A 21,370-nucleotide genomic window follows, 5' to 3' on the forward strand; every position below is an offset into this window, starting at 1 on the left:
ACGATGAGCGGTCCTATCGCCTTCAGCGCCGCCGGCACCTCCGGTACGGCCTCGGCCGCCCGGGCGGCGGGCTCCGCCAGGCCCAAGCTGGAGCACGCGTATCTGGAGCTGCGTACCCCGCCGGCGGGGGGCGGTCTGACGCCCGGCGGGCCGTGCGGGCGCATCGACTTCCAGTTCAACCCGAAGGAGTTGAGCCTGACGAAGGCGGCGTCCTGGAAGCGCACGCCCGCCAAGGGGGCGAAGAGTTCGGGCCCGCCCGAGTACCAGGGGCCGCAGCCCAGCAAGCTCACGGTCGAGATGTTCTTCGACGCCAGCGACACCCAGGACAGCAGTGTGGTGACCTCGGTGGAGAAGCTGTTCGCCTGCTGCGTGCCGACCAGCGAGACCCGGCAGCAGCAGCGCTCCTCGCCGCCGTGGGTGATCTTCCACTGGGGCGGTCTGACCGGCTTTCCCGGCTATGTCAGCCAGGTGCAGGCGAAGTACACCCTCTTCACCACCTCGGGCGTGCCGATCCGGGCGCTGTGCCAGGTGACGATGGAGGAGATCAGCGGGGAGACACCGGGGCAGAACCCGACCTCGGGCGCGCTGGCGGCGCGGCGGGTGCACCGGGTGCGCTCCGGGGACTCGCTGCCGGGACTCGCGCACCGGGAGTACGGCGATCCCGCCGCCTGGCGGGTGATCGCGGAGGCCAACGGGATCGACGACCCGATGCGGCTGCCCCACGGCCAGGAGCTGCTGCTGCCCGCGCTCGACGAACTGGGCCGGCTCCAGGACGCGCGGCTCCAGGGCCAGCCCCACCAGTCCCACCAGTCCCACCAACAGCGTCCCGCGCAGAATCGGCCGAGGTGAGAGCGGATGGCTCAGCAGAGTGTCGCCAAGGCACTGGTGGTCGAGTTCGGTGGCAGTCCGCTGCCGCCCGCGCTCGCCAACACCCTGGTCGAGGGCTACGTGGACGACAGCCGTACGCTCCCCGATCTCTTCGTACTGCGCTTCCGCGACCCCGGCCGGGTCCTGCTGGAGCGGACCGGGCTCAAGATCGGCGGCGAGGTCCGGCTGCTGGCCCACGCCGGTGGCGGGCCGTCCGCCACGCCGCTGCTGACCGGGGTCGTCACGGCCCTGGAGGTGGAGATCGACGACAGCGGCACCTTCACGGTCGTGCGCGGGCTCGACGACTCGCACCGGCTGTTCCGGGGCCGCCGGGTCGCCGGGTACCAGAACATGACGCTCGCCGACATCTGCGCGCAGGTGGCGCAGCGGGCGGGGCTGCGTCCCGGGACGATCGACGTGGCGGGTCCCGTACTGGCTCATGTCGCCCAACCGAACATCAGCGACTGGGATTTCGTGCGCGGACTCGCGGAGGAGGCGGGCGCTCAGGCGTACGTGCTGGAGGGCAGCCTGCACGTCACCAGGCCCGCCGAGGCGAGCGGCGCGCCGGACGGCTCGGCGCGGGCCGAGCAGAATCCGCTGGTGCTGGAGATGGGGACCAATCTGATCCGGTGCCGGGCGGGGGTGTCCGCCGCCGAGCAGGTGTCGGAGGTCGAGGTACGGGGCTGGGACGTGGCGGCGAAGCAGCCGCTGGTGGGCCGGGCGCCGGCCGGGAACACGTCGACGCTGGAGCTGGGGGTGACGGCTGCCGAGGTGTCGGCGCCGTTCGGCGAGGCGAGTTTCGTCGTGACGGACGCCGCGTACGGCACGCAGGCGCAGGTGGACCAGGCGGCGAAGGCGCTGGCGGAGCGGATCGCGGGGTCGTTCGCCGAGCTGGAGGCGGTGATCAGGGGGAATCCGGAGGTACGGGCGGGCAGCGCGGTGGCGCTGAACGCGGTCGGGGCGCCGTTCGAGGGGCGTTACACGGTCACCTCCTCACGTCATGTCTTCGACGCGGTGCGCGGCTACGAGACCTGGATCACGGTCTCGGGTCAGCAGGAGCGTTCGCTGTTCGGGCTGACCGGTGGCGGCGCGGGTGCGGCGGGCGGCGGCTCGGGGGCTTCGGCGGGCGGGAGTTGCTCCGGGCTGGTCAATGGGACGGTGACGGACACGCAGGATCCCGAGGGGCTGGGCCGGGTGAAGGTGCGCTTCCCGTGGCTGTCGGACGAGTACGCGAGCGACTGGGCGCGTACGGCGCAGGCGGGCGGTACGGGTGGCGGCGAGGCGTTCATCCCCGAGGTGGGCGACGAGGTGCTGGTCGGGTTCGAGCAGGGGCACCTGGACCGGCCGTATGTGCTGGCTGGTCTCTACAACGGTCAGGACAAGCCGTCCCGTGGCGGCGGCGGGGAGGGCGCGGGCAGCGCCACCGAGGGCGGTGAGCTGGTCGATCCGACCAGTGGCGCGGTCAACCGGCGGGCCTTCGCGTCCAAGGGCGGCAATCAGCTGGAGCTGCTGGACGCGGCGAACGGCCCGCAGGGCGTACGGCTGGTGACCGGCGACGGGAAGCTGAAGATCGATCTCGACCGCAGGGGCACCACCGTCGTCGTCCACAGCGACGGGCGGGTGGTGATCGAGGCCGGGAAGCAGGTGTCGATCACGGCGGGGAGCGGGGTGGCGCTGGACGCCGGGCAGGGCGTACTCGAACTGAGCGGTGATTCGGTGAAACTGACGGCCCGTACGGGGGTCCAGGTGGACGGCGGGACGGGCCGGCTGCGGCTGGCCACCGGCGGCGCGCTGGATGTGCAGGGCAGCCAGGTCGCGGTCAACGGCACCTCGCGCACCGAGATCAAGGGCGGCACCACCTGCTCCATCAACGCGCCGCTGGTCAGGATCAACTAGCCCGTCCCGTACGGGCGTCGAGAGGAGTACGGACAGATGTCGGCAGCCGCACGCGTCGGCGACCCCACGGGCCACCCGGGGACGGTCGGCCCGCAGGGCGTGGAGACGGTGCTCATCGGGGGCAGGCCCGCCGCCACGGTCGGCACCCCGCACCAGTGTGCCGCCCCGCCCCCGGCCGTACACCCGCCGTCCGCGCTCGCCGGTCCCGGCAGCGCCACCGTGCTGATCGGGGGCAGACCGGCGGCACGCGTCGGTGACCGGGCGGCCTGCGGGTCGCCCGTGGTGTCCGGCTGCGCGACCGTGCTGATCGGGGGGTGAGGGACGGTGGGTGAGCAGTTCATCGGCGCGGGCTGGGCCTTTCCGCCCCGCACGGACGCCACCGGATCGATCGCGCTGGTCGGTGGGGAACGCGCGCTGGAGGAGTCGATCCGGCTGATCCTGGCGACCTCGCCGGGCGAGCGGCCGATGCGGCCGGAGTTCGGCTGCGCCGTCAACGACTACGTGTTCGCCCCGGCGGACGCGGGTACGGCGGGGCAGCTCGCGTACGAGGTGCGGCTCGCGCTGGAGCGCTGGGAGCCGCGGATCGAGGTGGCCGAGGTGACGGTCCGGTTCGACGAGGCGGACAACGGGGTGCTCTACATCGACATCGGCTACACCGTACGCGGCTCCAACGACCCCCGGAATCTCGTATTCCCGTTCTATGTGATCCCGCAGCACGAGGAGGACGGCGCGTGACGCTTCCCAGCCCCGATCTGGACGACCGCCGTTTCCAGGGCCTGGTGGACGAGGCCAAGCGGCTGGTCCAGCAGCGCTGTCCCGAGTGGACGGACCACAATGTCTCGGACCCCGGTGTGACGCTGATCGAGGCGTTCGCGACCATGGTCGACCAGCTCGTCTACCGGCTGAACCGGGTGCCGGAGAAGAACTATCTGACCTTCCTCGACCTGATCGGCGTGCGGCTCTACCCGCCGACGGCGGCCCGCACCGAGGTCACCTTCCGGCTCTCCGCGCCCCAGCCCGAGCCGGTGCGGGTCCGGGCGGGCACCGAGGTGGCCACCGTCCGCACCGAGACGGACGAGGCGGTGGTGTTCACCACGAGCCAGGATCTGTCGATCGTGCCGTGCGGGTACGCGCATCTGGCCACCCGGTCGGCGGCGGGTGACGCGACCGACCGGTCCGAGGAACTCGCGCTCGGCCGCGACGTGCCGTGCTTCGGCGCCACTCCCACCCCCGGTGACGCCCTCTATGTGGGGCTCTCCGGCGCGGTCCCGACGGGGGTGGTCGTGGTGCGGCTCGACTGCCGGATCGAGGGCGTGGGCGTGGACCCGCTCCGTCCGCCGCTGCGCTGGGAGGCGTGGGACGGCACGGAGTGGCGGGCCTGCGAGATCGAGAAGGACGACACCGGCGGCTTCAACAGGTCCGGCGAACTGATCCTCCATCTGCCCCGTACGCACACCACCTCGACCGTCGTACGGCGGACCGCCGGCTGGTTGCGCTGCCGGCTGCTGGAGGCGGAGCCGGGCCAGCCCCGCTATGTCGCCTCGCCGACCGTGCGCCGGATCACCGCCTTCACCATCGGCGCCACGGTGGAGGCGGCGCACGCGGAGACGGTGCGCGAGGAGATCCTCGGCCCGGCCGAGGGCGTACCGGGGCAGGCGTTCCTGCTCGCGAGGCCGCCGGTGGTGCCGGGGGAGTTCGTGGTCGAGGTCGCGGACGTCGACGAGGGGTCGGGCTGGTCCGACTGGACCCGGGTCGACGACTTCGCGCACTCGGGCCCGGACGACCGGCACATCACGCTGGACCCCAACTCCGGCCGGGTGGAGTTCGGTCCGGCCGTACGGGAGCGGGACGGCGGGCTGCGGTACTACGGCGCGGTGCCGCGCAAGGGCAGCCCCGTACGGGTGCGCGGCTACCGCACCGGCGGCGGCCGGCGCGGCAACGTGGCCAAGGGAGCGCTGCGGGTCCTGCGCAGTTCGCTGCCGTTCGTGGCCCGGGTGGAGAACCGGCGCGCGGCGCTGGGCGGGGTGGACGGGGAGACGGTGGAGAGCGCCCGGGTGCGCGGCCCGATGACGCTGCGGACGCTGCACCGCGCGGTCGTGCCGCACGACTACGAGTTGCTGGCCCGCGAGGTGGCCCCGGACGCGGCGCGGGTGTACTGCGTACCGGCGGGGCGCGACGCGGACGGCGGCGGGGTGCGGCTGCTGGTCGTACCGTCGGGGCGCGGCGACGCGCAGGGCCGTGTCGGCTTCGACGAACTGACGCCGCCGCCGGACACCCTGGAGCAGATCAGGAGTCATCTGGAGGAGCGGCGTCCGATCGGTGCCCGGCTGATGGTGGAGCCGCCGTTCTACCAGGGGGTGACGGTCGTCGCCTCGGTGCAGGCACGGCGGGGCGCGGTGGTGGAGCGGCTGCGCGCTGAGGCGCTGGCCGCGCTGTACGGCTACTTCAATCCGCTGACCGGCGGCCCGGACGGGCAGGGCTGGCCGTTCGGGCGGCCGATCCAGTCCGGCGAGGCGTTCGCGGTGCTCCAGCGGGTGGCGGAGGTGGATCTCGTGGAGGACGTACGGCTGTTCCCGGCCGATCCGATGACCGGGCAGCGCGGTGAGGCGACCACCAGGATCGCCCTGGACCGGCACGCGCTGGCCTTCAGCTATGAACACCAGCTGCGGATCAGGGAGGCGTGAGCGATGCGCGGAACCGTGGCGGGGCTGCCGTCCCCGCATCCGCTGGCCGAGCTGCTGCCCGCGCTCTATCTGGAGCAGGACTTCCTGCTGCGGTTCCTGTCGGCCCTGGACGATGTGCTCGCCCCGGTGCAGCTGACCCTGGACAATCTGCCGGCGCACCTCGATCCGCGCAGCGCGCCCGAGGATTTCCTCGACTGGGTGGCGCAGTGGGTGGCCGTGGAGCCGCACGGCGACGAGCCGGTGGACCGGCGCCGGGCGGCGGTGGCGGGGGCGGTCGCCCGGCACAGCCGCCGGGGCACGCGCGGCGGGCTGGCGGAGGCGATCCGGCGACGGACCGGGGTGGACCCCGAGATCACCGAGAGCGGTGGCTCCGGCTGGTCGCCGACGCCGTACGCGCGGCTGCCGGGAGAGGAACGGCCCTGGGTGGCCGTCCGGTTGAGGGTCGCCGATCCTCCGGGCGTGAACCGGGTGGCGCTGGAGGAGCTGATCGAGGACGAGATCCCGGCCCATGTCGGGTACACGCTGGAGATCGTGCCGGCGGAGGCTCCGGGGGCGCCCGGGGCGCGGTCATGAGGTGCCCGGAGTGCGGGCACCGCAATGCGCCGGGTTCGGCCTTCTGCGCGTCCTGCGAGACGTTTCTGGACTGGGGCGACACGCGCGGGGACCCGGATACGGGCGGGAGCGCGGGCGCGGATCGCGGCCGCGCGGATCCGGGCCGCACGGATCCGGGCCGACCCGCTTCGGCCGCCCGTACGGAGCCGGCGGCGAGCGGCACCGGACCCCGGGCGGGTACGGCGGGTACGGCGGAGCCCGCGCCCGCTCCCGTACCGCCGCCGGAGCCGAGGCCGGGGCCACCGCCGCCCCCGACACCGCGGGTCCCCCCGACACCGTCGGCCCGGTCGGCGCCGCCGGACCCGCCGCCCGGTCCACCGCCGCGCCCCGCCGCTCCACCGGCCGCTCCCGCTGCGGCCCCTGCCCCTCCCCCGGCACCGTCGCCGGTCCCGGCGGGGCCGCGCCGCCCCGGGGACCGGCTGGACACCCCCGTACCGGGGCCCGGCGAGGAGCCCGACGAGCCGGTGCGGCCCGGCCCCGCCGCGCGCCCGGCCGCGCCCCGGGGCGCGGCCCTCCGCTGCCCCAACTGCCGTACGGAGAACGAACCGGACCGCACCCTGTGCGGGCGCTGCGGCCTGCTCCTCGATCCCGGACCGCCCCCCGACGTGCCGCTGCCGTGGTGGCGCCGGATTCTCCGCCGCCGGCGGCGTGTCCTGCCGAAGGCCGGGACGCGACCCCGGCTGCGGCTGTGGCGCCGCCCCGGTCTGGCCGTTCCGCTGACGCTGGCCGTGCTCGCGGGCGCCTTCTGGTTCGCGCGCCCGTACCTGCCCGAGGCGCTGGACTTCACCCGGGACAGCACCGGCACCCCCGACGAACTGCGCCCCAGCCGGATCCGCGCGTCCAGCTTCCTGTCGGACCATCCGCCGCGCACGGCCATCGACACGTACACCAACCGGTTCTGGGTGCCGGCCGAAGCGGGTCCCGGCACCGGGGAGTTCCTGGAGGTGGACTTCGACAAGCCGGTGCGGATGACGGCGCTGGTCGTCTTCTCGGGCAGATCGGCCAAGGAGGACGAGTTCCTCGCGCAGTCCCGTCCGTCCGCGCTGACCGTGACACTGCACCCGGCGGAGGGCGAGCCCACCGAGAAGAGGATCACCCTCAAGGACCGGCCGGGCCAGCAGACGTTCGACGTGCGGGGTGCCGAGGTCGTCCGGGTGCGGCTGACGATCGACGACATCTACGGCGCGGGCAAGGGCCGCAGGCCCGCCATCGCCGAAGTCGAGTTCTTCGGCCGCAACTGAGACGGCGCCAGGACACCATGTACGGGCCGGGCACGGGAGGCGACCCGTCGTACGGCGGTATCGGATGTATCGGATACGTCGTGGTCGTGCGTGGCTCTTGGCCACGCGCCCCCGCTGCCGGAGACTGAGGCGATGACACAGCGTGTGGATCTCGCGACCGTGATGGACCGTCTGGTCATCGACGAGGTGGTCACCCGCTACGCCGCGGCCGTCGACGAGGGCGACTGGCGGGGATACCGGGCTCTGTTCACCCCGGACGGACGCGCCGACTACTCGGCGGCGGGCGGCATCGAGGGGCCGGCCGCCGAGGTGGGCGACTGGCTGGCCGGCACGCTGCGGCCCTGGACGGTACGGCAGCATCTGATCGTCAACCGGTTGCTGCGCATCCAGGATCTCGGCGGATACCCGGGCGACCAGGCCGAATTGCGGGCCGACTATCTCAGCCCCCGGCGCCATGAGTCGGGCGAACACCTGATGAGCGGCGGCGGGTTCACGTTCGGGCTGGTGCGCGGCGACGCGGGGTGGCTGCTGCGTGCCGTGGTCGCGCGGGAGACCTGGCGGCGCGCCGGCCGCCGTCCGGAGGGCAGCTGATCGGGGCGGCCGGGAGCCCGTTCGTCAGACGGCCTGGTCCTGCGCCGCCCGTACCACCCGTTCGCACATCTCGTGAGTCCGCAGCGCGTCCCGTGCGCTGAGGTGCTCTCCGGCGCGTACGGCGTCGAGGAAGGCCAGGACGCACTGCTCGATCCCGCGCTGGCGGGCCACCGGGACCCAGTCGCCGCGCCGTCGCACAGTGGGCTGTCCCTTGTGGTCGATGACCGTGGCGAGGTCGTGGACGGCCCGCTTGGTGTCCTGGCCCGAGACTTCGAGGATCTCCTCGGTGGAGCCGTTCAGCCGGTTCATCATGCCGATGGCGGTGAAGCCGTCGCCGGAGAGCTGGAGCACGACGTGGTACAGCAGCCCGTCCCGGATCCGCGCCCGCACATCGGTGTGTTCGACGGGGCCGGGGAGCAGGAAGCGCAGGGTGTCGACGACGTGGATGAAGTCGTCCAGGACCAGGGTGCGGGGGTCCTCGGGCAGCCCCACCCGGTTCTTCTGCAACAGGATCAGGTCCCGGGGATGTTCGAGGCACTGCGTGTAGCCGGGCGCGTAACGGCGGTTGAAGCCGACGGCGAGGCTGACGCCGGCCTCGTCCGCGAGCCGCACCACCCGTTCCGCTTCGGCGTACTCGTAGGCGATCGGCTTGTCGACATAGGTGGGCACGCCCGCGGCGACGAGTTGGCGGACGATGTCGGGGTGCGTGGCGGTGGGGGCGTGTACGAAGGCGGCGTCGAGGTCCACCGAGAGCAGGGATTCGAGGTCGGCGTGGCACCGGTCGGCCGGGACGCGGTAGACCTCCGCGACCTGGGCCAGGGTGGCGGGGGTGCGGGTCCGGAGATGCAGTTCGACGCCGGGCAGTGTGCTGAGCACCGGCAGATACGCCTTCCGCGCGATGTCGCCGAGCCCGATGCAGCCGACCTTCACGTGGGCCTCCCTGGCCTGTCCTGAGCCGATGGCCCCGCCCGCCGACCCCGGTCGGCCGCGCTGGTCCTACGGTCGTGATGTCCGGGAAGCATACGTGCGCCCCGGTGGGCACCAGTCGGCGATGCCGTCCATGCCGCGCAGGACGAGGCCGGGGCCGAAGCGGGAGAGCGCGGCGATCATCCGGTCGCGGACGGCGGCGCCGGCCGGGCTGGACACCGAGGCCATCCGGCTCGCCCGCGCGGCCCTGCGGACCACGGCGCCGGTACGCGGCAGCCGGTCGGCGGAGTAACCGGCGAGGCCGGCGGCGAAGCGGCCCGGCTCACCGGCGCCGACGTGGTGGGCGAGGACGACGGCCTCCTCGATGGCCTGGTTGCCGCCCTGCGCCAGGCTGGGCTGCATGGCGTGCACGGCGTCGCCGAGGAGGGCGACCCGGCCCCGGTGGAAGGAGGGCAGCGGCGTCCCCATCCCGTACACGTCGTGGCGCAGGATCCAGTCCGGGTCGGCCGCCTCGATGATCCGGGGCACGGGGTCGCGCCAGTCCCCGAAGAGCCGGGTCAGCTCGGCCTTCTCCTCGTGGGCATCCGGGACTGCTTGTCGCCCGCTACGAACTCGCCCTCGAAGCCACCCGCCGCCCGGAGCTGCGGGCCTTCTACGACGCGACGGGCCGGCAGTTCCGCGAGCCGCTGCTCGCCATGATGACGGCGGTCGGCTCGGGCAAGCCCGAACGGCACGCGCACTCCCTGGCGGCCTGGTGCGAGGGTCTGATGTTCTCCTGCGCCGCGGGCTCTCACCACCGCTCCGTGCCGTCCCTGGAGGAGCTGCGCCGGGGCTTGGCCGAACTGCTGCGGGGCATGCTCGGCGACGGTTCGGGCGGGGGCGACGGCGGCGGCGCGAGGGACGACGGCGGCGGCAACGGCGGCGGCGGATAAATTCCTGGCCGGGGTGGTCCCGCGTGGGTGAGGATGACCGCCATGACCACACCTGAACGCATCGACCCCTCCACCGTCGCGGGCGAACGCGACATGCTGGAGAGCTGGCTCGACTACCACCGGGAGACCCTCGCCCTGAAGTGTGCGGGACTGAGCGAGAAACAGCTCAAGGAGGCGTCCGTACCTCCGTCGGGGCTGACCCTGATGGGGCTCGTGCGGCACATGGCCGAGGTGGAGCGCGGCTGGTTCCGCGCGACGCTCGTCGACGAGCGGGCCGACCCCATCTTCTTCACCGACGAGGACCGGGACGGGGACTTCCACCACGGCGAGGACGACACCTGGGAGGAGGCGCACACCGTCTGGCGCGCGGAGATCTCCCGCGCCCGGGAACTGGCCGCCCGGCACTCCCTGGACGACCTGGGCGCGGGCCGCCGCGACCGCGCCACCGGCGAGCCGTACAACCTGCGCTGGATCTACGTCCACATGATCGAGGAGTACGCCCGGCACAACGGCCACGCCGACCTGATCCGCGAGCGCCTCGACGGCGCGACCGGCGAGTGAGCCGGCGCCGGGGCCGCCGTCCGGGCGGCAATCAGGGGTGACGGGCATCACCCGTCCGAGCCACTCCCCCGCCTTTCTGCGCCGCAATGGCCCCGGCGACCAGCAGAGTTGTCGCCGTGGAGCGAACGAGAAGCGCGATGATGGCAGTGGTCGGGCTGGCGGTCACGGCCCTGGCCGGCTGTGTGGCGGTCGAGCCGCACCCCGGGCCGGTCCCCCGGCCGGAGACCACCAGTGGCCGCCTTGACCCAGGAGCCACCTCCGAAGCGGCGAAGGGGTCGACCGCCGACGGCGCGGCGCTCCGGGACAGGCAGGCGCGGGCGAAGGAGGCGCTGGAGGCGGTCAGCCCCGCGCCGACCGTGCCGCCCGCCTCCGCTCCCGTACCGCCGCCGGCGGCGGGCCGGCCCGCCGCCGAGGCACCCGCCGCACCGCCCCGGCACGAGCGGCAACCCGCCGAACGGCAAGGTGGCCGGCTCCCCGCGGCGCCGCCGACCGTACGGACCGCGGCCGACGTCTGCGCGCTGGGGGAGAGCCTCGGCCCGTGGCCGGAGGAGGGCCCGCAGGCCCGGATCTGCCGTGAGATCTACGGCCGTTGACCGCTCCACGCGACCGGCGTGCAGCGGCGGCGGGCGACACCCGGCACCCGGCATCACTGTCCCCGCGCCCGGAGCGCCCGCTCCAGCCGGGCGATCCCGGCCCGTACACCGTGCCCGTACCCCGCGTCACCCAGCGCGTCCGCCGCGTCGCGCGCCCGGTCCAGATGCAGCCGGGCCGCCTCCGGCCGCTGGAGCTTCGCGTAGTCCGCGGCGAGATTGAGATGGAGCGCCGGGTAGAAGGCGCGGACGGCCGAGGAGACTCCCGCGCCGTCCCGGCCGGTCCCCTCCCCGACCACCGCCGCGTCGCCCTTCCCGCGCTCTCCGCCTTCTTCGCGCTCTCCGCCCTCTCCGCGCTCCCCGCCTTCTTCGCGCTCTCCGTCGGCGTCTGCGCCGAGGCCCTCGGCCGCCGTCAGCGCCCGCAGATCCCAGGCCAGTTCGTCGCCGGGATCGTCCTGGGTGTCCGCCATGTAGTGCGCCAGCGTGCAGCGGTGCAGCGGGGGCCCGCTCTCGCCGATCTCCGCCCAGAGCGCACCGAGCCGGTTGCGTGCCTCCTCGCGGTCACCGCCGTGGAGGAGCATGGCCGCCTGACCGATCCTGGTCATGACGGCGTCCTCCGACGTCTGCTGCCGCTCCATCACTACCGCCTCCGCTTGCCCGTCCGTCCAGTAAATCCGACAAACAGAAGCTAACCGCCCTGACGGACAATCCCGCTCAGGCTCGGGCACCGGCCCCCGGCCTGTCGTGGATCAGCCGCGCTCGGCGAGATCGGGGATGCGCCAGTCGATGGGCTCGTGGCCCTGCGCGGCGATCGCCGCGTTGATCCGGGTGAAGGGACGCGACCCGAAGAACTTCTTCGCCGACAGCGGCGAGGGGTGTGCGCCCTTCACCACCACATGGCGCTCCTCGTCGATCAGCGGCAGCTTCTTCTGCGCGTAGGCCCCCCAGAGCACGAAGACCGCCGGATCGGGCCGCTCGGCCACGGCGCGGATCACCGCGTCCGTCACCTTCTCCCAGCCCTTGCCCTTGTGGGAGTTGGCCTCTCCCTCGCGGACGGTGAGCACGGCGTTGAGCAGCAGCACCCCCTGCTCGGCCCAGGGCATCAGATACCCGTTGTCCGGGACCGGGTGGCCCAGCTCCTCCTTCATCTCCTTGTAGATGTTCCGCAGGGAGGGCGGTGTCCTGACGCCGGGGCGCACGGAGAAGCACAGACCGTGTCCCTGGCCCGCCCCGTGGTACGGGTCCTGGCCCAGGACCAGCACCTTCACCCGGTCGTAAGGAGTCGCGTCGAGCGCCGCGAAGACCTCTTCACGCGGCGGATAGACCGGGCCCTTCGCCCGCTCCTCCTCCACGAAGCCGGTCAGCTCCTTGAAATAGGGCTTCGCCAGCTCCTCGCCGAGGACGCCGCGCCAGGACTCGGGCAGCATGTCGGTGTCGGTCACGTGAACAACCTCCGGCAATCGATCACTTGTAGAGGTCTCCGAACCTACCGGGCACCACTGACAGCCGCCCCTGCCAGCCTCTTCGTCCGCTTCGGCTCCCACATCCGCCGGACCGGCCGCGGACATCTCCTCCCCGGCCGGTCCGGTGGGCAGCACGGAGGGGCGGACGCCCGGCTGTTCAGCCGACTCCGGCGTTGAGGAAGATCCCTCCGTCGACCACCAGCGTCTGCCCGGTGATCCAGTCCGACTGGTCGGAGGTGAGGAAGGCGGCGGCGCCCCCGATGTCCTCGGGCACCCCCAGCCGGCCGAGCGGGTAGGCGGCGGCTGCCTCGGCCTCCCGTCCCTCGTAGAGCGCCTGGGCGAAGCGGGTCTTGACGACGGCCGGGGCGATGGTGTTGACGCGCACGACGGGGGCGAACTCGTGGGCCAGCTGGAGCGTCAGATTGACCATCGCGGCCTTGCTCATGCCGTACGCCCCTATGAAGGGGGAGGCCGAGACACCGGCGACCGAGGCGATGTTCACGATCGCACCGCCGTTCTCCCGCTGCCAGGCACGCCAGGTCTGCTGGGCGAAGCCGAGCGCCGAGATGACGTTCGTCTCGTACACCTTGCGTGCCACATTGAGGTCGAGTTCGGCCATCGGCCCGAAGACCGGGTTCGTACCGGCGTTGTTGACGAGGAAGTCGACCCGCCCGAAGACCTCCATGACCCGCCGCACGGCCAGCGCCTGGTGCGCCTCGTCGTGCGCCTTGCCGGCCACGCCGATGACCCGGTCGGAGCCGAGCTTCTCGACGGCCTCCGCCAGCGCCTCCTCGTTGCGCCCGGTCACGCACACGCGGTCGCCGCGCGCGACGAACGCCTCGGCGATGCCGTACCCGATACCCCGGCTCGCTCCGGTGACGAGGGCGACCTTCCCGGTGTCGGGCGCGTGCGGCGACCGCTCGGGCCGCTCCGTCCGATGTGACGGTCGGGGCTGTCCCGGCTGTTCGCGCTGCTCCTGTGGTTCCGTCATGTCCGTCTCCCCCGTGCTCAGTTGAGCGGTCCGCCGGCGACGTACATGACCTGGCCGGAGACGAATCCGGCGTCATCGCCCGTGAAGAAGGCGATGGCGTTCGCGATGTCCTCCGGCCTCCCGACCCGCTGGACCGGGATCTGGGCGGCCGCCGCGGCCTGGAACTCCTCGAAGCCCATGCCGATCCGGGCGGCGGTCTGCGCGGTCATCTCGGTGACGATGAAGCCGGGGGCCACGGCGTTGGCGGTGATGCCGAACTTGCCCAGCTCCTTGGCGAGGGTCTTGGTGAAGCCCTGGAGTCCGGCCTTGACCGCCGCGTAGTTCGCCTGGCCGCGGTTGCCGAGAGCGGAGCTGGAGGAGAGGCTGACGATCCGGCCGAACCCGGCGTCCACCATGTGCTTCTGACAGGTCCTGGACATCAGGAACGCGCCCTTGAGGTGCACGTTCATCACGGTGTCCCAATCGGACTCGCTCATCTTGAAGAGCAGGTTGTCCCGGAGTACGCCCGCGTTGTTGACGAGGATCGTCGGCGCCCCCAGCTCGGTGGCGACCCGCGCGACGGCCGCCTCCACCCGGGCGCTGTCGGAGACGTCGCAGGCGACGGCGAGCGCGCTGCCGCCGGCCGCGGTGATCTTCCCGACGGTCTCCTCGCAGGCCGCCTCGTCGAGGTCGAGTACGGCGACGGCGCGCCCCTCCGCGGCCAGCCGCAGGGCGGTGGCGGCGCCAATGCCCCGCGCCGCCCCCGTCACGATGGCTACGCGCTGCTCGGTGGTGGACATCCCTGTTCTCCTCGCCCTAGGCTCCTGCGGCCCTGCCGACCGCTGAGCAACCGCTTAGTAGGTCAGTGGTCGAGACGCTAGAAGCCCCGGCACCCGGTGTCAACGGTCAGCGGCGCCCGGTGGCCGGATCAGCGGCGGACATCACACCGTCGTGTCGGCCGCCGCTGACGGCCACCGGTCCCGCCGGCCGTCAGCGGACGAGCAGATCGAGCAGCCGCTCGGCCTCGGCGCGCGGATCGGCCGTCAGCCCGGTGTGAACGGGCCCCGGCTGTACGACGGTCGAGCGCGGCGCGATCAGCCAGCGGAACCGCCGCCCGGCGTCGTCGCCCGCCGCCTGCCCGGCCGCCTCGCCGCCGTCGCAGACCCCCTCGACCGCGCGCAGCGCGGCCCGCACCCCGAGCACATCGGCGTCGGGGTCGAGGGCCCTGAGCTTCTCCTCGTTCAGCAGGGTCCTGGCCGCCACGTAGGAGTGGGCCCGGCAGTAGACCAGGACCCCGGCGTTGAAGCACTCGCCCCGCTCGACGCGCGGCACGACGCGCAGCAGCGCGTACTCGTACACATCCCGCCCGTTCACCGGCCGCCGCCCTTCCCGTCGCGGACACGCTCCGGCCTCGGGGCCAGCCGGTCGGCGAGCCAGCCGGGCGGCCGGGACGGGACATCGCGCCTCGGGGTGTCGAGGACGATCCGCTCGTGGATCGTCGCCGCCCGCGCGAGCAGCGGTTCCGCGTAGGCGCGGCGCAGCGCGTCGGCCGAAGCGAAGCCCGGCTCGTCGGCCAGCCACTCGTCCGGGACCTCGGCGATGACCTCGGTGAGCAGTTCCTCGGTGACCAGAGGAGCCAGTCGCGCGGCGGCCGCGGCGACATCGGGGCCGAAGGGTGCGAGCACATGGTCGGAGGCGTTGTACGGCTTACCGGCTGAGGCGGGCGCGCCCGGCCAGTTGTGGTGCCAGATCATGGTGGCGCCGTGGTCGATGAGCCACAGATCGCCGTGCCAGACCAACATGTTGGGGTTGCGCCAGGACCGGTCGACATTGTTGATGACCGCGTCGAACCAGACGATGCGCCCCGCCTCCTCGGCGTCCACCTCGTACGCCAGCGGATCGAAGCCGATCGATCCCGGCAGGTAGTCCATCCCGAGGTTCAGACCACCGCTGGCCTTCAGCAGCTCCTGCACCTCCTGGTCGGGCTCGGAGAGTCCGATCACCGGGTCGAGCCACATCCGCACCAGCTCGGGGATCCGCAGCCCCAGCCGGCGCGCGAGCTGCCCGCAGATCACCTCGGCGACCAGCGTCTTGCGGCCCTGCCCCGCGCCGGTGAACTTCATGACGTATGTACCGAGGTCGTCGGCCTCGACGATCCCGGGGAGCGAGCCACCCTCACGCAGCGGCGTGACGTAGCGGGTCGCTGTCACTTCTGTTAGCACTTTCCCAGGCCACCCGTCTCTTCAGCCTTGCAATCCACGATCGACTTCGGAGGGGAAGCAGCAGCGGAAATCGCCCGTCAACGGCCTGGGGAGAGTCTGGAGGGTTCCGTACGGCACGCGGTCCTCCCTGCTTCCCGAGGAGTTCGTCGACGGCGGTGCGCCCCCTTGTCTCCGGCCTCCGGCATGAAGTGAGCATAGTAACCGAGGGTGATCGCGGGCGAGGAGCGTCCGAGCCACCGCGCCAAGGTCGCAACGGGCTCTCCGGCCTCCGACACGATCGAGGCGCAGGCGTGCCGCAGCCCGTGAGACCCGCTTTCCGGAGCCGCCGCGACCGTACGCCGGCCGTCATGAGCTTCCTGCGCGACCTGGCCCGCGCCACCATCCACCGCAACGGCTGGACCGACACCGCCAGCGGCCGACGCGCCCACACCCACCCCACCGCCGCTGATCCCGCCGCGGCAACGCCCCGAACACATCACCCACGAACTCCACCGATGCCCCGGAGCCGCTCAGCAATCCCCGGCTTCACACCCCGAAGGTGCCCAACGCCAGGCGCGATCGCTCCAGGTGCCGAAGCGTCACGAGATGATCAATTCCAGGGGATGCCTGCGAGGGTGTGGGATGGGCGGCGGCCGAGACCGCCGCGATACGGTCAGGCGGCGGGCCGCCGGCCCTGGTTGTCGAGGTGGCGGCGGGCGGTCAGGCGTCAGGGTCGATTTCGGGGTGTGTGAACCGCACGGGCTTGCCCAGCGACCGGGCGTAGGCGATTTCGGCCCGGGTGCTGTCTCCGATGTAGTCGCCGACCACGAGCACCTCATCAGCGAGCCGGATCTTCGCCCGGTGCAGATCGTCGAGCCGAACCTTCAGCGCCTCGGCCTCGACAGGATCGGACCACAGTTCGTGCGGCGACTTCATGTCACAGCCCGGTTTGACGACGATCTTTCCGGCTCCGGTCTCCCGCAGATCGGCCTCGTTCATCTCGGTCATGAAGCGGGTGGAGCCGCAGATCACGACGGTACGCGGGAGGCCCAAGAGCTGCTTCGCCTCGGCGAGCTTCTCCTCGGGAGTGAGCAGTTGCGGGTATGACACCGGTTCCTCCTGGTGGTGTGGTCCAAGGGGTGCCTAGCGGAGACGAGAACGAGGGTGTCCAAGACCGTTGCGTGACGAACGACGTGGGCACCCTCGCGACAGCACCCTAAGGGCTGTCCCGTCATGCCCGGCGGGCGCGCGCCACCTCTTGCCCGGTCCGCCCCAGCAGCCCGGCTCCGACAAGCGGCTGCGCGAGGCCGCCGGTCTGACGCGAAGCGTCAACCGGGCCCGGGCCACCACCCCGGTGTGGAGCGCCGACGTCTGGATCGTCCAGACGGCGTACACGGACGGGATACGGCCGGAGCCGGCTCCGGATTCGGCCGCCCTGGTGCCGGAACGTCGCTCCGGCGCCAGGGGGCGTGGTCAGCGGGCCACAGCTTCTGGGTCCGCTGACAGGTCGGCCTCCGGCGGCGTCGCTCCGGGTGCGGGGGACGCGGGGATGAGGAAGGAGGCGACGAGCCCCAGCAGGACGAACGCGGCGGCGACGTAACCGCCGAGGACGACGCCGTCCGTCATCGCCGCGCGGGCCGCGTCCGCGACCGAGGCCGTCTGCGGGTTGGCGGCCAGGGGGCCGATGGCCGCTCCGGCGCTGTCAGTGACGGCCCCGGTGAGCCGGTCGGCCTCGCCTGCGGGCAGGCCGCCGCTGGTGAGCCGGTCGTTCAGCCGGGTGCTGAGCGTGGTGAAGAACACCGTGGTCAGGGCGGCGATGCCGAGGGCGGATCCGAGCTGACGGAAGGCGCTCTGGACCCCGGACGCCTGCCCGGAGCTGGCTTCGGGGACGTCGTTGAGGACGACGTTGGTGACCTGGGCGGTCGCGAAGCCGACGCCGATTCCGTACAGGAAGAGCACCAGGGAGACGGACCACCAGGAGCTGTCCGGGGCGGCGATGAGCCCGATCCCGGCGAGTCCGATGACCTCCAGAGCGAGCCCGACGCGCAGCTGGCCGAGCGGGGAGACCTTGGCGGCCATGCCGAAGCCGACGCCGCTGGCGACGAAGGAGCCGATGGCCACGGGCACAAGGGCGAGACCGGCCTGCAGGGCGCTGTAGCCGAGGGTGAACTGCAACCACAGCGGCAGGATGGCGACGACGCCGAACTCGCCGATGCCGATGATCAGCGTGGCGATGTTGCCGCCCCGGAACGAGGCGATGGAGAACAAGGACACGTCCATCAGGACCCGGTCCGCGTCGCCCTGGCGGCCCAGCGCGATCTGCCGCCGTACGAAGGCGTAGAGGCTGACGGCCGAGAGGACGAGGGCGACCAGGACGGGCGAGGGGCCGCCGGACCAGGTGAGGCCGAGGACCTTCAGCGGGTGCACGGTGGTGATCCAGCCGTAGGTACGCCCCTCGACCAGACCGAACGCGAGCAGCCCGAGACTGACGACGGAGAGCAGCGCACCCGGTACGTCGACGCGGCCCCGGGTCCGGGGTGAGGGCGCCATGTACAGCAGCACACCGACCCCGACCAGCACGGACAGCGGCACGTTGATACCGAAGGCCCAGCGCCAGGAGACGTGTTCGGCGAGCCAGCCGCCCAGCAGCGGGCCGAGCGCGGCGGCGGCGCCGATGGTCGAGCCCCACACGGCGAACGCCTGGCCGCGCGCCTTGCCGGTGAACGTCGCCTTCAGCAGGGACAGCGAGGTCGGCAGCAGCATCGCCGCTCCGGCGCCCTGGAGGAACCGGGCCAGGATCAGCAGCCCGCTGCTGGGCGCGAGCCCGGCCAGCACGCTGGTCGCCCCGAAGACGACGACACCGCCGACGAAGATCCGTCGAGCCCCGAAGATGTCGGACAGCCGGCCCGTGAGCAGGAGCAGCGCCGCGAAGACGATGGCGTACGACTCCTGGATCCACTGCGCCTGGGCGGAGGTGGCGTCCAGGTCCTCGATGACCGAGGGAACGATCACGTTCACGATCGTGGTGTCCACCACGATCAGCGCCACCCCCAGAGCGATCGCGATCAGGCCGAGCCACCGGCGAGTGGCAGCAGAGCTACGCATCCTCAAAGACCTTCCATGGTGGAATAGTTTGACGATGGAAGAGTAAGTTGGGGCCGGTAGGTTGTCAAAAGGCTCGGCCGGCACAGACACCGGCCCACGGTGAGGAAAGGTGGCGCCGGCGGTGGAGGGATCGACACGCGGCGAGATGACCGCGCAGCGTGAACGGCTGATCGAGGCACTCAGGGCCTACGGCGGCCAGTTCACCGAGTTGAGCCGCCTCTTCGCCGACTGGCTGGGCCTGCACTCCACCGACGCGTCCGCCCTGCTGGAGATCGCCGCGGCGGATGAACGGGGCACCCCCCTGTCGCCGGCCCGGCTCAGCGAACGGATCCTGCTCTCCCCGAGCGCGACGACCGCCCTGCTCAACCGCCTCGAAAAGGCCGGACACATCATCCGCAGCCGGGAACACACCGACCGGCGGATCATCACCCTGCGCAGCAGCGCCTACGTACAGGAGCGCGCCGACGAGTTCTTCCGCCCCCTGGGCGTGCGCCTCGACGCCGTCATGGCCGGGCACCCGCCGGAAGTCGTGGCCGGCTTCCAGGCGTTGCTCACCGACCTGAGCACCAGCATGGATACCTACATCGCGGAACGGGCTCAGACCACCTGACGCCGGTTCGGGCGAGCGGCCCCCGGGCCGCCGGACGAGGACGCGACGACCACCTCGGCCCGCTCGGCCAACCGCCCCGTTCGCTCTCTCCGCCGGTGCGCGGCCCGAGCGGGCCGACGGCTTCCGTCACGCTCGGGCAACCGACGCAGACGCTCTCGAAGCGGTCGCGCCACGAGACCGGCGCGGTGGCGGCGGAAGAGGCCGGCCGACGAGGCGGCTCAGGGACAGGGGCAGGGGCAGGGGCAGGAGCAGGGTGGACGGCGGAATCCAGGCAGGGTGAGCGAGCACAGCGAGGCTCCCCATCGGGGCATCGGATCTTGGCCGACTGCCGTCTTGCCGGAAGCCTCGTCCTGTGCCGACGCTCGGGCCGCCCGACCGGCCCGTACGCAGCTTCATCACGATGAAAACAGCTCGGTATCGACGCACCGATGCCGTTGTGCGAAGCGGTATTTGATGCCTTCTTCCAGGGGCCGATACGTTCGAATTCATGGACTGGAATTTTCTGACGGCCGAGAAACTCGGGGCCGCCCTACGTGCCGGTGACGTGACCTCGGCGGAACTGACCGACGAGGCGATCACCCGTATGGAACGGGACGACAAGGCGATCAACGCGATCTGTGTGCCGGACTTCGACCGGGCGCGGGCCGCGGCGCGCGGTGCCGACCGGGCGCGGGCCCGCGGTGAGGACCGGCCCCTGCTGGGCATTCCGGTGACGGTCAAGGAGTCGTACGACATCGCCGGGCTGCCCACGACCTGGGGCCTGCCGCCGCACCGCGACTTCGTGCCGGCCGAGGACGCGGTGCAGGTGTCACGGCTCAAGGCCGCGGGCGCGGTGGTGCTCGGCAAGACCAATGTGCCCACGGGGCTGCAGGACGTGCAGACCTTCAACGAGATCTACGGCACCACCAACAACCCGTGGGACCACCGTCGTACGTCGGGCGGATCCTCCGGCGGCTCGGCGGCGGCCCTGGCGTCCGGATTCGGCGCGCTGTCCATCGGCTCCGACCTCGCCGGTTCGCTGCGTACCCCCGCGCATTTCTGCGGCGTCTACGCGCACAAGCCGACACTCGGGCTGGCGGCGAGCCGCGGCATGGTCGCGCCGCCCGGGCCTGCTCTGCCGGTCGAGCACGACCTGGCCGTCGTCGGTCCGATGGCGCGCACCGCTCGGGACCTCACGCTCCTGCTCGACGTCATGGCCGGGCCGGACCCGCTGACGCTCGGTATGGCGTACCACCTGGCGCTGCCGCCCGCGCGCCGCGAACGGCTCCGCGATTTCCGGGTTCTGGTCCTCGACGAGCATCCGCTCATTCCGACCGGGTCCGCCGTGCGGGCGGGCGTGGGCCGGGTGGCCGACGCGCTTGTCGAGGGCGGTGCGCGCGTCGAGCGGGACAGTCCGCTGCTGCCCGATCTGACCGAAGCCGCGGTGCTCTACACGCGGTTCCTGTTTTCGGGCTCCGTTGCGCGTTTTCCGGTCGAAGGGTACGAGCAGCTGCGGGACCGCGCCGCCGCACTGAGCGCGGACGACCGGAGTCTCGACGCGACGCGGCTGCGCGGCATGGTGTTGAGCCACCGCGACTGGATCGAGGCGAACAGCATGCGTGAGCTGCACCGCCATGGCTGGCGGGAGTTCTTCGCCGAGTTCGACGCCGTGGTGTGTCCCATCACGCCCACTCCCGCGTTCCCGCACGACCACGAACCCGACCTGATGCAACGTCGGATCGACATCGACGGCGCCGAATATCCGTACTTCGACCAGCTCGTCTGGGCCGGTCTGGCCACTATGCCCGGCCTGCCCGCCACCGCTGTACCAGCGGGCCGGTCGCCCGAGGGCCTGCCGGTGGGAGTGCAGCTCATCGGTCCGATGTTCGAGGACCGTACCCCGCTGCGGCTGGCCGAATTGCTCGAACAGCAGATCGGCGGCTTCCGGGCACCGGAGTAGGGGGCAGCCGCACACGGCGGCTACGGAGACACGGGTGCCCCGCCACCCAGGCCGGACGGCGGTCGGCGCATCCGCACGTCCGGCTCGGCTGCCCGGTCCCGAGTCCGTGCGTCCGGGTGCGCTGCCGGTCGGCATGCCCGGCGTCGGCGGCACTGCCGAACGCGGCGCCCGCTCGGCAGTG

The 21,370-nt window shown here is 72.5% G+C and carries 22 protein-coding genes and 1 pseudogene; 13 read left to right on the forward strand and 10 right to left on the reverse strand.

Annotated features, from left to right (window positions below):
• The first annotated feature begins 3 nt into the window (after positions 1-3).
• The 8 genes from ACFY6S_RS20995 (at position 4) to ACFY6S_RS21030 (ending at position 7,891) form a co-directional block, all read left to right on the forward strand.
• On the forward strand, positions 4-849 hold the full coding sequence (locus ACFY6S_RS20995; protein WP_388829965.1) for a LysM peptidoglycan-binding domain-containing protein: 846 nt from the start codon (positions 4-6) through the stop codon (positions 847-849).
• A 6-nt stretch (positions 850-855) separates the two neighbouring features.
• The gene (locus ACFY6S_RS21000) at positions 856-2,763 is read left to right on the forward strand and encodes a VgrG-related protein (protein WP_388829962.1); all 1,908 of its coding nucleotides are present in this window, start codon (positions 856-858) and stop codon (positions 2,761-2,763) included.
• A gap of 36 nt (positions 2,764-2,799) precedes the next feature.
• Complete coding sequence (locus ACFY6S_RS21005; RefSeq protein ID WP_388829959.1) at positions 2,800-3,081, forward strand: PAAR domain-containing protein; 282 nt, start codon at positions 2,800-2,802, stop codon at positions 3,079-3,081.
• 6 nt (positions 3,082-3,087) lie between these two features.
• Positions 3,088-3,498, forward strand: coding sequence for a GPW/gp25 family protein (locus ACFY6S_RS21010; protein ID WP_384180839.1), 411 nt, complete (start codon positions 3,088-3,090; stop codon positions 3,496-3,498).
• Positions 3,495-5,447 (forward strand): putative baseplate assembly protein, encoded by a 1,953-nt coding sequence (locus ACFY6S_RS21015; protein WP_388829954.1) that lies wholly within the window; start codon positions 3,495-3,497, stop codon positions 5,445-5,447. The genes ACFY6S_RS21010 and ACFY6S_RS21015 overlap by 4 nt, the downstream gene beginning before the upstream one ends.
• A gap of 3 nt (positions 5,448-5,450) precedes the next feature.
• On the forward strand, positions 5,451-6,020 hold the full coding sequence (locus tag ACFY6S_RS21020; protein ID WP_388829951.1) for a phage tail protein: 570 nt from the start codon (positions 5,451-5,453) through the stop codon (positions 6,018-6,020).
• Positions 6,021-6,523: 503 nt separating this feature from the next.
• Positions 6,524-7,300, forward strand: coding sequence for a discoidin domain-containing protein (locus ACFY6S_RS21025; protein WP_388829948.1), 777 nt, complete (start codon positions 6,524-6,526; stop codon positions 7,298-7,300).
• A 132-nt stretch (positions 7,301-7,432) separates the two neighbouring features.
• The gene (locus ACFY6S_RS21030; RefSeq protein WP_388829945.1) at positions 7,433-7,891 is read left to right on the forward strand and encodes a nuclear transport factor 2 family protein; all 459 of its coding nucleotides are present in this window, start codon (positions 7,433-7,435) and stop codon (positions 7,889-7,891) included.
• 24 nt (positions 7,892-7,915) lie between these two features.
• Here the strand turns inward: ACFY6S_RS21030 and ACFY6S_RS21035 are convergent, their stop codons facing one another.
• Complete coding sequence (locus ACFY6S_RS21035) at positions 7,916-8,821, reverse strand: Gfo/Idh/MocA family protein (RefSeq protein WP_388829942.1); 906 nt, start codon at positions 8,819-8,821, stop codon at positions 7,916-7,918.
• Between the two features lie 66 nt (positions 8,822-8,887).
• Positions 8,888-9,346 carry an FAD-dependent monooxygenase gene (locus tag ACFY6S_RS21040; RefSeq protein WP_388829939.1) on the reverse strand — a complete coding sequence of 153 codons (459 nt, stop codon included), beginning with the start codon at positions 9,344-9,346 and terminating at the stop codon, positions 8,888-8,890.
• Between the two features lie 53 nt (positions 9,347-9,399).
• Here ACFY6S_RS21040 and ACFY6S_RS21045 point away from each other — a divergent pair.
• From ACFY6S_RS21045 to ACFY6S_RS21055, 3 genes and pseudogenes are all read left to right on the forward strand, one after another.
• Positions 9,400-9,750: pseudogene (locus ACFY6S_RS21045) on the forward strand (TetR/AcrR family transcriptional regulator); the annotation flags it as partial.
• Between the two features lie 42 nt (positions 9,751-9,792).
• Positions 9,793-10,311 (forward strand): DinB family protein, encoded by a 519-nt coding sequence (locus ACFY6S_RS21050; RefSeq protein WP_388829936.1) that lies wholly within the window; start codon positions 9,793-9,795, stop codon positions 10,309-10,311.
• A gap of 116 nt (positions 10,312-10,427) precedes the next feature.
• Positions 10,428-10,904, forward strand: a complete 477-nt coding sequence (locus ACFY6S_RS21055; protein WP_388829933.1) for a hypothetical protein — start codon at positions 10,428-10,430, stop codon at positions 10,902-10,904.
• Between the two features lie 53 nt (positions 10,905-10,957).
• On the opposite strand, the gene ACFY6S_RS21060 is transcribed toward ACFY6S_RS21055, so the two are convergent.
• The 8 genes from ACFY6S_RS21060 to ACFY6S_RS21095 form a co-directional block, all read right to left on the reverse strand.
• Positions 10,958-11,539, reverse strand: a complete 582-nt coding sequence (locus ACFY6S_RS21060; protein ID WP_388829930.1) for a hypothetical protein — start codon at positions 11,537-11,539, stop codon at positions 10,958-10,960.
• A gap of 111 nt (positions 11,540-11,650) precedes the next feature.
• Positions 11,651-12,343: a uracil-DNA glycosylase gene (locus ACFY6S_RS21065; protein WP_388829927.1), complete on the reverse strand. Its 693-nt coding sequence runs from the start codon at positions 12,341-12,343 to the stop codon at positions 11,651-11,653.
• Positions 12,344-12,521: 178 nt separating this feature from the next.
• On the reverse strand, positions 12,522-13,355 hold the full coding sequence (locus ACFY6S_RS21070) for an SDR family oxidoreductase (RefSeq protein ID WP_388829924.1): 834 nt from the start codon (positions 13,353-13,355) through the stop codon (positions 12,522-12,524).
• Between the two features lie 17 nt (positions 13,356-13,372).
• Positions 13,373-14,134, reverse strand: a complete 762-nt coding sequence (gene fabG / locus ACFY6S_RS21075) for a 3-oxoacyl-ACP reductase FabG (RefSeq protein WP_388829921.1) — start codon at positions 14,132-14,134, stop codon at positions 13,373-13,375.
• A gap of 190 nt (positions 14,135-14,324) precedes the next feature.
• A complete protein-coding gene (locus ACFY6S_RS21080; RefSeq protein WP_388829918.1) occupies positions 14,325-14,708 on the reverse strand; it encodes a DUF3037 domain-containing protein in 384 nt (127 codons plus the stop codon).
• Positions 14,705-15,556, reverse strand: coding sequence for a HipA family kinase (locus ACFY6S_RS21085; RefSeq protein WP_388829915.1), 852 nt, complete (start codon positions 15,554-15,556; stop codon positions 14,705-14,707). The genes ACFY6S_RS21080 and ACFY6S_RS21085 overlap by 4 nt, the downstream gene beginning before the upstream one ends.
• A 699-nt stretch (positions 15,557-16,255) precedes the next feature.
• Positions 16,256-16,645: a hypothetical protein gene (locus tag ACFY6S_RS21090; RefSeq protein WP_388829912.1), complete on the reverse strand. Its 390-nt coding sequence runs from the start codon at positions 16,643-16,645 to the stop codon at positions 16,256-16,258.
• A 363-nt stretch (positions 16,646-17,008) separates the two neighbouring features.
• Entirely contained in the window at positions 17,009-18,640 is a 1,632-nt protein-coding gene (locus ACFY6S_RS21095; RefSeq protein ID WP_388829910.1) for a DHA2 family efflux MFS transporter permease subunit, read from the reverse strand.
• A gap of 121 nt (positions 18,641-18,761) precedes the next feature.
• Here ACFY6S_RS21095 and ACFY6S_RS21100 point away from each other — a divergent pair, with 121 nt between their 5' ends.
• Positions 18,762-19,250, forward strand: coding sequence for a MarR family winged helix-turn-helix transcriptional regulator (locus ACFY6S_RS21100; RefSeq protein ID WP_388829907.1), 489 nt, complete (start codon positions 18,762-18,764; stop codon positions 19,248-19,250).
• Positions 19,251-19,737: 487 nt separating this feature from the next.
• Entirely contained in the window at positions 19,738-21,189 is a 1,452-nt protein-coding gene (locus ACFY6S_RS21105; RefSeq protein WP_388829904.1) for an amidase, read from the forward strand.
• Positions 21,190-21,370 lie beyond the last annotated feature (181 nt).

Origin of the sequence: Streptomyces sp. NPDC012835 (assembly GCF_042900885.1) — a bacterium.
Lineage (GTDB): Bacteria > Actinomycetota > Actinomycetes > Streptomycetales > Streptomycetaceae > Streptomyces.

What these genes read in the sequence shown, in the direction of transcription:
- ACFY6S_RS20995 (WP_388829965.1), top strand. Translation starts at nt 4, where the DNA reads ATGAGCGGTCCTATCGCCTTCAGCGCCGCCGGCACCTCCGGTACGGCC.
- ACFY6S_RS21000 (WP_388829962.1), top strand. Translation starts at nt 856, where the DNA reads ATGGCTCAGCAGAGTGTCGCCAAGGCACTGGTGGTCGAGTTCGGTGGC.
- ACFY6S_RS21005 (WP_388829959.1), top strand. Translation starts at nt 2,800, where the DNA reads ATGTCGGCAGCCGCACGCGTCGGCGACCCCACGGGCCACCCGGGGACG.
- ACFY6S_RS21020 (WP_388829951.1), top strand. Translation starts at nt 5,451, where the DNA reads ATGCGCGGAACCGTGGCGGGGCTGCCGTCCCCGCATCCGCTGGCCGAG.
- ACFY6S_RS21030 (WP_388829945.1), top strand. Translation starts at nt 7,433, where the DNA reads ATGACACAGCGTGTGGATCTCGCGACCGTGATGGACCGTCTGGTCATC.
- ACFY6S_RS21050 (WP_388829936.1), top strand. Translation starts at nt 9,793, where the DNA reads ATGACCACACCTGAACGCATCGACCCCTCCACCGTCGCGGGCGAACGC.
- ACFY6S_RS21060 (WP_388829930.1), bottom strand. Translation starts at nt 11,539, where the DNA reads ATGGAGCGGCAGCAGACGTCGGAGGACGCCGTCATGACCAGGATCGGT.
- ACFY6S_RS21070 (WP_388829924.1), bottom strand. Translation starts at nt 13,355, where the DNA reads ATGACGGAACCACAGGAGCAGCGCGAACAGCCGGGACAGCCCCGACCG.
- fabG (WP_388829921.1), bottom strand. Translation starts at nt 14,134, where the DNA reads ATGTCCACCACCGAGCAGCGCGTAGCCATCGTGACGGGGGCGGCGCGG.
- ACFY6S_RS21095 (WP_388829910.1), bottom strand. Translation starts at nt 18,640, where the DNA reads ATGCGTAGCTCTGCTGCCACTCGCCGGTGGCTCGGCCTGATCGCGATC.
- ACFY6S_RS21105 (WP_388829904.1), top strand. Translation starts at nt 19,738, where the DNA reads ATGGACTGGAATTTTCTGACGGCCGAGAAACTCGGGGCCGCCCTACGT.